The 13055-nt window shown below is 46.5% G+C and carries 11 protein-coding genes; 5 read left to right on the top strand and 6 right to left on the bottom strand.

Annotated features, from left to right (window positions below):
- Positions 1-5 precede the first annotated feature (5 nt).
- Positions 6-797, bottom strand: coding sequence for an RNA ligase family protein (locus tag QUA23_RS02555; RefSeq protein WP_333073020.1), 792 nt, complete (start codon positions 795-797; stop codon positions 6-8).
- Between the two features lie 135 nt (positions 798-932).
- On the opposite strand from QUA23_RS02555, the gene QUA23_RS02550 reads away from it, so the two are divergent.
- From QUA23_RS02550 to hpxZ, 3 genes are all read left to right on the top strand, one after another.
- The gene (locus tag QUA23_RS02550) at positions 933-1802 is read left to right on the top strand and encodes a prohibitin family protein (protein ID WP_333073019.1); all 870 of its coding nucleotides are present in this window, start codon (positions 933-935) and stop codon (positions 1800-1802) included.
- Between the two features lie 236 nt (positions 1803-2038).
- The gene (locus QUA23_RS02545) at positions 2039-2458 is read left to right on the top strand and encodes a peptidylprolyl isomerase (RefSeq protein WP_190732048.1); all 420 of its coding nucleotides are present in this window, start codon (positions 2039-2041) and stop codon (positions 2456-2458) included.
- A 91-nt stretch (positions 2459-2549) separates the two neighbouring features.
- Positions 2550-2942, top strand: a complete 393-nt coding sequence (gene hpxZ, locus QUA23_RS02540) for an oxalurate catabolism protein HpxZ (protein ID WP_333073018.1) — start codon at positions 2550-2552, stop codon at positions 2940-2942.
- A gap of 206 nt (positions 2943-3148) precedes the next feature.
- Here hpxZ and QUA23_RS02535 read toward each other — a convergent pair whose 3' ends face one another.
- From QUA23_RS02535 to QUA23_RS02515, 5 genes are all read right to left on the bottom strand, one after another.
- Positions 3149-4273 (bottom strand): THUMP domain-containing protein, encoded by a 1125-nt coding sequence (locus tag QUA23_RS02535; RefSeq protein ID WP_333073017.1) that lies wholly within the window; start codon positions 4271-4273, stop codon positions 3149-3151.
- Positions 4274-4512: 239 nt separating this feature from the next.
- Complete coding sequence (locus QUA23_RS02530; protein ID WP_333073016.1) at positions 4513-5859, bottom strand: TldD/PmbA family protein; 1347 nt, start codon at positions 5857-5859, stop codon at positions 4513-4515.
- Between the two features lie 125 nt (positions 5860-5984).
- A complete protein-coding gene (locus QUA23_RS02525; protein ID WP_333073015.1) occupies positions 5985-7463 on the bottom strand; it encodes a TldD/PmbA family protein in 1479 nt (492 codons plus the stop codon).
- A 175-nt stretch (positions 7464-7638) separates the two neighbouring features.
- Entirely contained in the window at positions 7639-8943 is a 1305-nt protein-coding gene (locus QUA23_RS02520; protein ID WP_333073014.1) for an aspartate aminotransferase family protein, read from the bottom strand.
- Between the two features lie 249 nt (positions 8944-9192).
- Positions 9193-10230, bottom strand: coding sequence for an adenosine deaminase (locus tag QUA23_RS02515; protein WP_333073013.1), 1038 nt, complete (start codon positions 10228-10230; stop codon positions 9193-9195).
- Positions 10231-10629: 399 nt separating this feature from the next.
- Between QUA23_RS02515 and QUA23_RS02510 the strand changes: the two genes are divergently transcribed.
- Positions 10630-11967: an adenylosuccinate synthase gene (locus QUA23_RS02510; RefSeq protein WP_333073012.1), complete on the top strand. Its 1338-nt coding sequence runs from the start codon at positions 10630-10632 to the stop codon at positions 11965-11967.
- A 183-nt stretch (positions 11968-12150) separates the two neighbouring features.
- On the top strand, positions 12151-12756 hold the full coding sequence (locus QUA23_RS02505) for a 50S ribosomal protein L25/general stress protein Ctc (protein ID WP_333073010.1): 606 nt from the start codon (positions 12151-12153) through the stop codon (positions 12754-12756).
- Positions 12757-13055 lie beyond the last annotated feature (299 nt).

Here is a 13055-nt window from a genome sequence, read left to right as displayed (position 1 = left end):
GCTGGTTAACTAAAATTAAATAAATTCACATCGGGACGCAGAATATTGGGTATAATTGGGCGATTTAGCCAATGTCCTTCGGCATTCTTAATAGCAGTCAAAAAGCTGGCGCGCACGTATTTGTAACGCGCCTTTACTATGCCATCTTCTTCAATTTTAATGTACAGACCCTCCATAATCTCACTCTTGTCAGTCTCTTTCAAACACCGTTCTTCATCTAACCCCAATTCCCGACTGGACAAACGCAACCGATCCAAATGTCCCGGTTGAATAAAATTAGATTTTTCCATAAACTGCATCATTTGCTTGTGCGATTTCAGCACTCCCGAAAACAGCACGGGAACTGACACTAACGGCAGTCCGCTTAACAACTTCTGGCGGGATTCTGTACTCAGAAATTGACTGGTTTCTAAGTCCAGCACGTCGTACTCCATAAAATAGTGCGGCAAAAAATCATAAAAAACAGTGTGTTTGGCATAAAGCCATTCGCCGTAAAGAATGTAGCGAGTTCCCAGCACTTCTCCCAGCACACCGCTGAGACTGAAAGCCCACTGTTTGAATAAGTTAAAATGTTTTTCCCTCGGCCCGCCGGTGAGATAGTGGCCGCGACTTTGCAGCAGCATTTGTCCATCTGATGCGAAGCTGATGCCTGTATTAGCGCCGTCTACCTTTTCTTCTATAATTAGAGGGCGATCGATCAGGGCGCTAAATGGCACGCTGTCGAGGTCTTCATCGCCTGGTTGGAAACGCGAACCTTCGATGTGATAAGTTCTAGGATATTTAACAATTTTGAGCATCAGCCCATCCATTTTAGATTTGAGATTTCAGAGGCAACCCCATCTATTTTAGATTGTAATTTTAGATTTTAGACTTGAGAGGCGACGGAATCTATTTAACCATTATAATGGAATGAGCACAAAGGAGCGTGTAAGTTGAAAAATCAAAGTTTTCAGAGCATATCCTCAGCAATCGCTGGGATTCTATTAGTAGGCGCGCTACTCATCGCATTAAACTCTTTTGTCGTCATCAATCCAGGCGAAGCAGGAGTAGTCAGCGTTTTAGGAAAAGCCACAGATGGAGCATTGTTAGAGGGGTTTCACCTCAGACCCCCGCTGATATCTAAGGTAGATGTGTACGATGTAACAGTGCAAAAATTTGAAGTTCCCGCCCAGAGTGCTACTAAAGACCTTCAGGATTTAAATGCTAGTTTTGCGATCAATTTTCGCCTTGATGCTGAGAGAATAGTTGAGATCAGAAGAACTCAAGGAACTTTGGAGAATATAGTCTCAAAAATTATTGCTCCTCAGACTCAAGAAGCATTTAAAACAGCGGCTGCACTGAGAACCGCCGAACAATCTATTACTCAAAGAAGTGAACTGAAGAGAGACTTTGATACTGCGCTGAAGGAAAGGCTATCAAAGTATGATGTAATCGTACTCGATACGAGCGTTGTTAACATTCGATTCTCCACAGATTTTGCGAAAGCGGTTGAGGAGAAACAGGTTGCTGAACAGCGGGCGCAAAGGGCTGTTTATGTGGCTCAGGAAGCAGAACAACAGGCTCAAGCTGACATTAACCGCGCTCAAGGTAGGGCGGAAGCTCAAAGACTTTTGGCGGAAACTTTGAAGGCTCAGGGCGGCAATTTAGTTCTGCAAAAAGAGGCTATCGAAGCTTGGAGAAGCGGCGGGGCTCAGATGCCAAAAGTGCTGGTTATGGGCGCAGGTTCGAGTCGGGTTCCTTTCATTTTTAATATGAACGATATTCAGGAAGAACCCGATCGCCCGCAAGTGACCAACAATTAAAATATGACTGAGGGTAACAAACTCGGTGTCTCGGAAAATATTGGCTTTGCTAACCAGAAATCTCGCAATAAACCGAGTTTCCTCAGAAAGTGCACATAAGTCCTATGAGAGTTGCGGGAATATGCTACACTTCTGAAAGCCACAATATAACGACAGTTTGAAACCTGTCGTTATCAAAGCGAAGTCCGCAATTAAAACGCAGGCAACACACTCATTTTAGGAAGCCAGGAGAAATCATGACCCGCGCTATTATGGAAACCGACAAAGGCACAATCAATTTGGAATTGTTCGATGCGGATGCGCCTAACACAGTGAAGAATTTTGTTGACTTGGCGGAAAAAGGTTTTTACGATGGATTGTCCTTTCACCGAGTCATTCCTAACTTTATGATTCAAGGTGGCTGTCCAAAAGGCAATGGAACGGGCGGCCCCGGCTACAAAATCAAGTGCGAAATTAACTCCAACAAACATTTGGCAGGAACTTTATCGATGGCTCACGCAGGCCGCGATACGGGTGGCAGCCAATTCTTTATTTGCCATTCTCCCCAGTCTCATCTAGATGGAGTTCACACAACTTTTGGCAAAACTGAGGATATGTCTGTCGTCAATGCTATCCGCCAAGGTGACAAGATTATATCTCTGAAAATTGAGCATTAATTTCCAGTAATTAGTTTTGTTGGCAATAAGGAATAAAGTCCTTATTGCCAACAAAAGTTGGGAAAATTAATAGTTTTAAAATCTATAATTTATGACTGTTATCAATGATTCTGCTGTGGTGGCTGAGTTAACTGAACTATATTTAAAATACGAAAAAGCTCTTTGTACGAACGATATTGAAACTCTCGATAATTTGTTCTGGGATGCGCCGGAAGTCGTGCGGTTTGGGGTGACGGAGAACCTGTACGGGAGCGATGAGGTGAGGGCTTTTCGCAAAGGGCGATCGCCTGTAAATGTCGATCGAGAAATGTTCAACCTCAAAGTCGTGACTTTCGATGCAGACACGGCGGCTGTGACGCTGGAATTTCGCCGTGCGATGGATGGAGTGGTGCGGCTGGGGCGGCAGAGTCAGATGTGGCGCAAGTTTCCTCAAGGGTGGAAGATTGTTTCGGCTCACGTTTCTTTTTTGCCGATGGAGGGATGAGCGGTGATACACCTCCGATCAAGGTGAAATAATTTCCCCTGTCGGTATGTGAATTTGATTATTGTTGAGCCATTTAATTCCGCAGATATTCTTTTTTTCCTTTACTATTAGTGCCTCTCTCTGCCTTGTCACCTATCTTCTGCTTTCTTGGTTCTCCACTTTTGCAGTAGCTTCCTCATTACCGCTATTTTCCCGGCTCCGATCCTCTAATACAGTTCATATTTGAGCAAAGTACACGGAATCGAGCCATTAAAAACTGGAATTCGCCGCGATGTCCTGAGTCCCACCTTTTTCCCCAACTCCTTATTTCCCGTCAAAATAAACGCATTCCAACCTTTAAAACGATGCTTGAAAATATCCCCCAACATTTTGTACAAATCTCCTAATTCGCTAGCATCTCCCAGCCTTTCTCCGTAGGGAGGATTGCAAATCAGAACGCCTCTGTCTGCAGGTGCTTCCAACTGAGATAGCTCGGTTTGAGCAAACTGAATTTTACCGGAAATACCAGCTTGCTGCGCGTTAGTGCGAGCTTGAGTTAACATATCGGAATCGCGATCGCACCCTGCAATCACCTCTTTAAGCTCCGGTAACTCACTATTTTCAGCTTCGGCCCACAATTTATCCCACAAAGGTTCGTCAAAATCCCGCCAACTCATAAATCCAAACTTTTCTCGAAACAATCCCGGTGCAATATTCAAGCCCTTTAACGTCGCTTCCAAAGGCAAAGTTCCAGAACCGCACATTGGGTCTAAAAACGGCAAATCTGGCGTCCATTCTGCCATCTCCAACAAAGCCGCAGCTAGGGTTTCTTTGAGGGGAGCAAGCCCCATCGCCGGTCGATATCCCCGGCGGTGCAAACTACCGCCAGAACTGTCTAAACTTAAAATAGCTCTATCTTGATGAATGTGAAGGTTAATTTGCAAATCGGGATGCTCTACATCAACATTAGAACGCTTGTTAAATTGAAGGCGCTGTTGGTCGGCGATCGCATTTTTGACCTGCAAAGCTGTAAAGTGAGTGTGGTTCAACTTTTCGTTGCCGCCGGTGCAGTTTACTGCTAAAGTATTGTCGGGATATAAGTATTCGTCCCAAGGGATTTTTTGCACTTCGCGGTAGAGCATATCCGAGTTGTAACACCGGAATTCGGCGATCGGCATTAGCACTCGAAAAATAGTTCTCGACCACAGATTGACGCGGTACAATAAAGCGCGATCGCCCGCAAAATAAACCCCTGTAAAATCTGGCTTGACATCCTGGGCCCCTAAACGTTCTAATTCTTGAGCGGCAATAGTTTCTAAACCGCGCGCAACTGTAGCAAAATATTGATTCATTGATTATTGGTAATTGGTAATTGCTTTTTCTCGATCGCTCTAAATTAGATAGTAGCTGGTTTAAATCCTAACTCTCACAAACAATACTCTACCTTAAGCTAGATGCCTCGGTAAAAAAAATACTAATTTTCCGAACAGCTTTGTTAACAGGCGATCGCCCGAACCCGCACCCGATCGACCTTACCGACACAAAAACCCACCTCCTCCGGGTGAGTTTCCGCGCACCTCACCCTTGCAAGTCACAAACTGTCAGTAATACTCGTGAAATTAAAAGCTTTCACGCGCACTCCGGGCACGACACTACCGCCGTAACGCTTCACCGCACTAACTGCATCCACATCGCGCAACATATCAGGTAAAACTTGATTGAAACGCAGGTTTTTAATCGGGTAAGCAATTTTGCCATCCTCAATCCAAAAAGTACCGTCGCGAGTCATCCCCGTTACTTCCAATGTTTTCGGATTAACGTAGCGCACGTACCAAGCTCGACTGACGAAAATTCCTCGCTCGGTTTGAGCAACTAAATCTGCTAAACTTTGGTCGGAACCTGTCATCACGATCGGGTAATAAGCACCTTTTGCCTCTTTGCCTTTTTGTGCGGCCCAGTAGCGGGAATAAGACAAACTTTGAGGGACGCCATCTTTGATGATTTCCAAATAGTTATTGCTCAATCCGTCGCCGAAAAAAGTATTCGATCGCAGCAAAGGATGAGCCGGATCGCGCTGCACTTGGACTAACGGGCTAAAAAGTTGTTCCCCCGCGCGGTTTCCCGCTGGTTTTCCCTCTGCATCGGCGATCGACATAAATGATCGTCCCTCATCCGCCGCCCTCGCATCCAGCCCCCAAATCACCCACGGTAGCAAGCCAGCAAAAGCAGCGCCGTCAAGGATTACCGGATAAACGCCGGGAGTGATGGGGCGCGGGTTGCGAGATGCGATCGCCCGATCGAGCACTTGTTCTGCTAATTCGGCGATGGGCAATTCGTTGATACTCCAAGCAGTGCTCCTCGCCCAGCTAGAACCGTCTTCAACGCGAGCAGTCAAGCTGAAATCTGCCTGTGTAGACTGGTTGCAGGCGCGGAGTCCAGTTGACGAGGCTATCGCGTACAGCGACGCCTCAGTGCTCAAAGTGCCCGAACCATGAGCGCCCCCCTGGGAGGATCTCGCGCAGGCTTGCTGCACCATTTCTGCCCGCGCTAGAGGCGATACAGTTGCGGTTGCTGCGTCGAATGCGGGCGATCGCAAATCGTAGGTTTGAGGTGGCAGCAGCGGCATCCATTCGGGGTCTGCCGGCGCAATTCGGGCCAATTCTTCCGATCGCTTGACGGCGGAGGCGATCGCATCTTCATAAAATTCTGTAACAGCAGCAGAGGCGCTTTTGTTGCCAAAATAGCTAGTAATGCTCAGGTTAAATACAGTTTTGCTGATATTTTGGCTGATTTGGTTTTCCGAGAATCTCGAAAGAGATTCTTCGCCAGTAGAGAGACTTACAAATACTTCCTCTGCTTTGGATAATTTGACTGCTTTTTCTACTACAGATAAGGCTTGCTCTTCACTTAAACTTGCGGGCGATGTTGTTACAATCATGATTAGTAATTAGGCATTGCGAATTGGGCATTGCGAATTGGGCATTGCAAATTGGACATTGGGAATTGGGCATTGTTAGCAATTAACTAATAACTAAGAACCGATGCCCCATGCCCCATGCCCTATTACCCAATTTGAATATCCCTCACTCGCACCGGCACACAAGCGTGAGTCATTTGAGCAACCTGCATCGGCTCGCCCTTTCCGCATATATGAGTACCGCATTGAACCAGCTCCGAAGCTGGCCCGATCGCATCTATTTGATTCCAGAAATCAGTAGTCATCGCCTGATAAGTTACATCCTTCAACATACCGACCACTTTACCTTTTTCCACCTTCCAAAAAGCATCGCCGCCGAATTGAAAATTGCGCCGCTGCTGGTCGATCGAATAACTACCCATACCGTCGATTAAAATCCCGTCTTCCGTATCCGCAATCATCTCTGCCAAAGTAGCAGTATGGCTGCCGCCATCCGGGCCCGGCTCCAATCCCAAATTGGGAATTCTCACCATCGGCACGCTCGACCAACTGTCAGCGTAAGCAGAACCGTTGCTGCTACCGCGTCCGAGGCGATAAGCCGTCTCTCTGTCAGTGAGATAATCAACTAAAATTCCATCCTTGACAACGTACCAATCTTGTGATTTTACGCCCTCATCATCGTAACCCATTGTACCGCGGCCGCCCGGTTGAGTGCGATCGCACTTAAAATTCACCCAAGGTGCAGCGTATTGCAGTTTATTTAACTTATCAGTAGTAGCAAAACTCGTGCCAGCAAAATTAGATTCGTAGCCGTAAACCCGGTCTAATTCAGTTGGATGTCCTACTGATTCGTGGATTGTCAAAAACAAATTTGTCGGCTTAAGAATCAGGGATTTGCAAATACCAGCAGGGATTTTAGGAGCGCGGACTTTCTCAATAGCTTCGGCAGCAACTCTTTCAACTTGACTCAACAAATCATCGGGATTAATATGTTCGTAACCGATATTCAGGGGCGGGCGTTCGTAACTGCGACTTTGGGCATCGCCGCCCGCAATTGCCGTACAGTCAAAGCCCGGATAGCTGCGGTAGATTGTTTGTTCGATTAGCGAGCCTTCTGTAGAAGCAAAAACCTTGTCTTCGCGGCTTGACTGCAAAAAAGAATCAGCTTTTTTGATGCCTTGTGCGCCGTGTGCTAGCAGCTTCTCGTTGATAGTTAGCAGCAGTTCAGCTTTTTCAGCAACTGGTACAGAAAAAGGGTCAATGGCGATGGGAGTTACATAGGTATCGACATATTTTTCGACTGGTACTAACCGCACCGGTTCCTTCTGAGTTAAGCGGCTGCCTTTAGCGATTTCTACAGCCAAAGCGACTATTCTTGCAACCTCTGCGGGTGTTTTGCTGTGACTGGCGGCAAACCCCCAAGCGCCGTCTAGAAGCACCCGCACGCCAAAACCCGAACTTACATTATCTGACAGTTGACTTAAAGATCGATCGCGCGCGTAAAGATTCTGCTTTCGGTAAGTGCAAAAACGCACATCACCGTACTCGCAACCTGTTTTACGAATCAAATCTACAGCCAAATTTGCTAACTCGTTAGCAGAAATTTTTGCCGTTAATTGCACCATAGTTATTCGTCATTCGTCATTAGTTGTTAATTATTATAGCGCTTTTTAATTATTTGAACGAACCGCGAATACGCAAACAGCGCGAAGGAAGAACTGCATCTTCTTCTTTCTCCTCCTTCGCGTCCTAGCGCTTACGCGCGGCTTCGCCTAACGCGCTTTCGCGGTTCGTTAAATTTTACTCCATCTCCTGCAAAACCCCTGTCAAAATTTCCACAATTTTATCGATATGTTCTTTTTCAATAATCAGCGGTGGCGACAAAACAATAATATCACCCGTACTGCGAATCAGCAACCCTTTTTCATAGCACTGCAAGAAACAATCAAAAGCCCGTTTCCCCGGTTTCCCAGCAATAGATTCCAACTCAATACCCGCCACCAGTCCCAGATTGCGGACATCAATTACGTGCCGCACCCCCTTCAAAGAATGAAGCGCATTTTCCCAGTAACCAGCCATCTTATCGGCTCGTTCAAATAACCTTTCTTCCTCATAAATATCCAACGTCGCCAAAGCAGCCGCACAAGCCACAGGATGACCCGAATAAGTATAACCGTGAAAAAGCTCGATCGCATTTTCAGGAGCATTCATAAAAGCATCATAAATGCCTTCTTTCACAAACACCGCGCCCATCGGCACCGTACCGTTAGTTATACCTTTAGCCGCCGTCACAATATCGGGAACCACCCCAAAATATTCCGTTGCAAAACTAGAGCCTAGTCGCCCGAATCCGGTAATTACCTCATCAAAAATCAGCAGAATTCCGTATTTGTCGCAAATCGCCCGCAGCCGCTCCAAATAACCTTTCGGTGGAATCAAAACCCCTGTAGAACCAGCCACTGGCTCGACAATTACCGCTGCAATATTAGACGCATCGTGCAAAGCGACAATCCGCTCCAATTCATCCGCCAAATGCGCGCCCCATTCCGGTTGTTTGCGGCTGAAAGCATTGTGTTCGAGATTGTGAGTGTGAGGCAAATGATCGACTCCCGTGAGCAAACTGCCAAAAAACTTGCGGTTTGTACCGATACCGCCGACAGAAATTCCCCCAAAACCAACGCCGTGATAGCCGCGTTCCCTACCGATTAATCTTTGGCGAGTTCCTTCACCTTTCACCCGGTGATAAGCAATTGCAATTTTTAAAGCAGTTTCTACAGATTCCGAACCCGAATTAGTAAAGAAAACGCGATCGAAATTGCCCGGAATCATCTTTACCAAACGTTCCGCCAATTCAAAAGCACCTGGATGTCCCATCTGAAAAGCCGGAGAGTAATCCAAACGCAAAACCTGCTGTTTAACCGCTTCGGCAATTGTCTCGCGGGCGTGCCCTGCATTCACACACCACAGCCCCGCAGTACCATCTAAAATTGAGCGGTTATCATCGCTTGTAAAGTGCATATCTTTTGCCGAAACCAATATTCGCGGATTCGCTTTAAACTGTCGGTTGGCAGTGAAAGGCATCCAGTAAGCGTCCATATTTGTCATCGTTTTTTTATTTTTTTATATTGATGATTCTGCCTCCAAACTATAACTTGCTACCGATTGCCGATCGCCAGACACTTATTATAATTTTACAAATATCTCTTTTAAACGAACCGCGAAGACGCAAAGAGGGCGAAGGAAGAGAACAAAGAGCTTTTTCTCATTTTCAAGTAGAGTCTTTACCTAAAAACATCTACCTATCTTCCTCTTTCTCTTCCTTCGCGCCTTCGCGGTTCATTAAATGGATATTCTTTAATTAACGATCGCCTCCACAGACTCATGCTGCAACAAACCAGTTAGCATTTTCACAGGCCTCTCCCCGTAGGGCCACGCGAAAGCATGGCGGAAAGCAGCTTCTTGACACGCTTGCAATTGCCGAAAATCAATGATATCCAGAGTCAATAAATTCTCGTACTCGAAAGGCAATCGCACGTTGTGCAATCCCGCGTTGTCGGTGCAAATGGCAATATCGACGCCAGCTTCAAAACATCGATCGAACACAACCTTCAATTCGCGCATATCCTGCAACGTCCCCGTTTTGAGATAGGTAGTCGGGCAAACTTCCAAGCATTGACCCCTGCGCGCGACTTCTGGCAGCAGTTCGGGATATTTTAACGGAATTTGAATCCCGTGGCCGATACGCATCAGATAGGGCAGAAGTTCGGGATAACAGCCAGAGGTAGTTTCGTACAGGTGGCCAGTAGTTTTGATGCCGATCGACCTCGCATACTGGTACAATCCGACAAACTCCTCCAAACGCTCGCCAATACAATCATCGCCCCCAGCTATATCGATCGCGCAAACGTATTCTCCCATTTGTGCGGCCAAGTCTACGATCGCTCGATTCACCTCATAGGGTAAACGCGAGTGCATACACAAAATTTGGCTAGTAACAATCGGACAATCGCTAATTTGACTTGCCTTGCCCACAACTTGTACAATTTCTGCCATCAAATCAATGCGTTCTGACTGATCCAAATGTTCTGGAGTCCGCAAATAAGGCGTATAGCGCAACTCCAAATAAGCCAGATTTTCAAACACGTAAGCGCCCCGCATCAATCGATAGATGAAATAAGGCAACGTCTCAACAGTTTGAACGCTTTCTACCAGTGTGTGCAGTTCCAAATACTCATTGAGAGTATTGCGCGGACGAGTGTAAAACTCCTCAAACTCCGAGTATTTTTGAAATCGATTAACCATCTCAGCATTGTGGCGATCGAAATACCGCCACAGCACCCTAGGAACGACAGAACCACCCAGATGGCGGTGCAACTCAGCGTGTAAAGTCATGCGATTTTAGATTTTAGATTTTAGATTTTAGATTGAAAGAATTGAAGGATTGAAGAATTGAAGGATTGAAGAATTTGTAATTTAGTCCTATACGCATCAGTGGCCAGAAACCGGGTTTTCCGCCATACCAGCCAACAACCTCCAGCAGGTAAACTGTTCCACATTTAAGCTGCACATTGGATTCCCATAAAAACTCATCAAATCCTGTCTCATTCTCCCCTCTCCCATTCTCCCCCTCTCGGGCTCTCCCTTCCCAAGTCCCCCGATAGTGCTGGAAGCGGGTTGATGAGAGCAATACAGCCTCAAGTCTTTCAATTGTAACAAAAATTTATTTGACATCCGGGACACGTTCGTACATAATCGGAGATTGTGTCAACCTGAACTGAACGCGAGAAACCCTTGGCTAACGTAGTTGTGATCGGCGCCCAGTGGGGCGATGAAGGAAAAGGCAAAATTACCGATTTGCTCAGCAAATCCGCAGATATCGTTGTCCGCTACCAAGGGGGCGTCAACGCGGGTCACACCGTGGTAGTAAACGGTCAGACTTTCAAGCTGCACTTAATTCCGTCCGGGATTCTCTACCCTGATAAAGAGTGTATCATCGGCTGCGGCACGGTCATTGACCCCAAAGTTTTAATTGCAGAGTTAGACCAGCTAGAGGCACTGAATATTTCGACGGCCTCGCTGATGATTTCGGAAACTGCTCACGTAACGATGCCCTATCATCGATTAATTGATGTAGCATCGGAAACGCAGCGGGGAAATTATAAAATCGGGACGACGGGACGCGGCATTGGCCCTACTTACGCCGACAAGTCGGAACGCACTGGCATTCGGATGCTCGATTTAATGGACTTGGACGGGTTGCAAGAACAATTGGAATGGACGATTAATTGTAAAAATGTCCTTCTAGAAAAACTCTACAATTTGCCACCTCTAAATCCGCAAGACGTAATTGATGAATATCGAGTTTATGCGGAACGTTTGCGGCCGCACGTAGTTGATAGTTCCCTGAAGATTTATGAGGGAATTCACAAGCGGAAAAATATTCTGTTTGAAGGCGCGCAAGGCACTTTATTAGACTTAGATCACGGTACTTATCCTTACGTTACTTCGAGCAATCCCATCGCTGGTGGGGCTTGTGTGGGAACCGGAGTCGGCCCGACAGCGATCGATCGCGTAATTGGCGTAGCAAAAGCTTATACAACCCGTGTCGGAGAAGGCCCCTTCCCTACCGAAATGGTAGATGGAATAGGAGCAGTTTTGGGCGAGAGAGGTGCAGAATTCGGCACGACAACGGGCAGAAAACGCCGCTGCGGTTGGTTCGACGCGGTAATCGGCCGCTACGCAGTCCGCATCAACGGCCTTGACTGTCTGGCAATTACCAAACTAGATGTTTTGGATGAATTAGAAGAAATAAAAGTTTGCGTTGCTTACGAAATTGACGGCGAAAGATGTGTTGATTTCCCGAAAAGTTCCCGAATCTTTGCTCGGTGCCAACCTATTTACGAAACCCTTCCCGGTTGGAAACAGTCTACGGAAGAGTGCCGGAATTTGGAAGATTTACCGCCGCAAGCATTGGATTATCTAAAGTTTTTGGCAGATTTGATGGAAGTGCCGATCGCGATCGTTTCTCTCGGTGCCAGCCGCGACCAAACTATTATTGTAGAAGACCCGATTCACGGCCCGAAACGCGCTTTGCTTTCTGCAGACGGCCATCCCGCCCAACCATTTTAGGCTTGAGATTTTAGATTGGGAAATATTGATGGGGAGATTGGGTGAGTTGAAGAGACCGAGATTCGGAGAATAGCCAAATTCCCAATTCCCAATTATTATCAAATATTCAGCGAATTTAATTAACTTCGATCGCTGTAGCATAAATTTGATAAAATGTAAAAACAATCAACAGAAAGTCATAAAATGGAACTCGCAGTAGAATGTCAAAAGCGGGCAGAAGGCAGCAAACCTAACGCCCTCCGCCGCTCTGGATTGATTCCCGCCGTCCTCTACGGCCACAAAGGCTCTGAATCCATTTCCCTTACCATCAAAGCCAAAACAGTTGAACACCTGCTCAAAAAGCACGTAGTCAACAATACCCTAATTGACCTCAGCATTCCCGACCTCTCTTGGAGCGGAAAAACCTTGCTGCGTGAAGTTCAAGTTCATCCTTGGAAGGGCTATCCTTACCACCTGAGCTTTTTCTCCGTGGCAACTCAAGACAGTCTGGAAGTTGAAGTTTCCCTGAATTTTGTCGGCGAAGCTGTCGGCGTCAAGTTAGAAGGCGGCATCTTGGATACCGTGCTGACGCAACTAGCAGTTAAGTGCAAACCTGACAGCATTCCTGAAGCAATTGAAGTAGATATTTCTAATTTAAAGGTTGGGGATGCGCTGCACATTCACGAATTAGTTTTGCCCGCGGGAGTGGTAGCTCTCGGCGAACCAGATCAGGTGGTTGTTACCGTGCTGGGAATTCAAGCAGGTTCTGAAGCCGAAGACGCAGAAGAAGACGCAGCCGCAGCAGCTTAATTAGTAATTGCTAATAGTTGTTAACTAATTGTAGAAAAAAAAGGGCGATCGCTTTCTCGCAAAAGGGCGATCGTTTTTTGCTAAAAAGGCTATTCTAATTTGGGCTAGAGCGCACATCTTGCACCCTTCTCAAAAACAGGCAAGATGCGTGTTCCACAAAGAGTGAATTTCTTTCTTGTGGGGTCGGCTTCTAGCCCGCCGGTAAAAAGCCTATACAAAAGGGTGCAATCTCCCTTGCCCAGTCCACAAGAAAGCCTCCCACAAGCAAGAACCGGCCGTGTTTACTTTGCTTTACAAAA

The organism is Microcoleus sp. Pol1C5, from assembly GCF_036701115.1.
Classification (GTDB): Bacteria; Cyanobacteriota; Cyanobacteriia; order Cyanobacteriales; family Microcoleaceae; genus Microcoleus.
The sequence above is the reverse complement of the archived record's forward strand: the minus strand, read 5'-3'. Positions and strand labels throughout refer to the sequence as shown.

What these genes read in the sequence shown, in the direction of transcription:
- QUA23_RS02555 (WP_333073020.1), bottom strand. Translation starts at nt 797, where the DNA reads ATGCTCAAAATTGTTAAATATCCTAGAACTTATCACATCGAAGGTTCG.
- QUA23_RS02545 (WP_190732048.1), top strand. Translation starts at nt 2,039, where the DNA reads ATGACCCGCGCTATTATGGAAACCGACAAAGGCACAATCAATTTGGAA.
- hpxZ (WP_333073018.1), top strand. Translation starts at nt 2,550, where the DNA reads ATGACTGTTATCAATGATTCTGCTGTGGTGGCTGAGTTAACTGAACTA.
- QUA23_RS02535 (WP_333073017.1), bottom strand. Translation starts at nt 4,273, where the DNA reads ATGAATCAATATTTTGCTACAGTTGCGCGCGGTTTAGAAACTATTGCC.
- QUA23_RS02530 (WP_333073016.1), bottom strand. Translation starts at nt 5,859, where the DNA reads ATGATTGTAACAACATCGCCCGCAAGTTTAAGTGAAGAGCAAGCCTTA.
- QUA23_RS02525 (WP_333073015.1), bottom strand. Translation starts at nt 7,463, where the DNA reads ATGGTGCAATTAACGGCAAAAATTTCTGCTAACGAGTTAGCAAATTTG.
- QUA23_RS02520 (WP_333073014.1), bottom strand. Translation starts at nt 8,943, where the DNA reads ATGACAAATATGGACGCTTACTGGATGCCTTTCACTGCCAACCGACAG.
- QUA23_RS02515 (WP_333073013.1), bottom strand. Translation starts at nt 10,230, where the DNA reads ATGACTTTACACGCTGAGTTGCACCGCCATCTGGGTGGTTCTGTCGTT.
- QUA23_RS02505 (WP_333073010.1), top strand. Translation starts at nt 12,151, where the DNA reads ATGGAACTCGCAGTAGAATGTCAAAAGCGGGCAGAAGGCAGCAAACCT.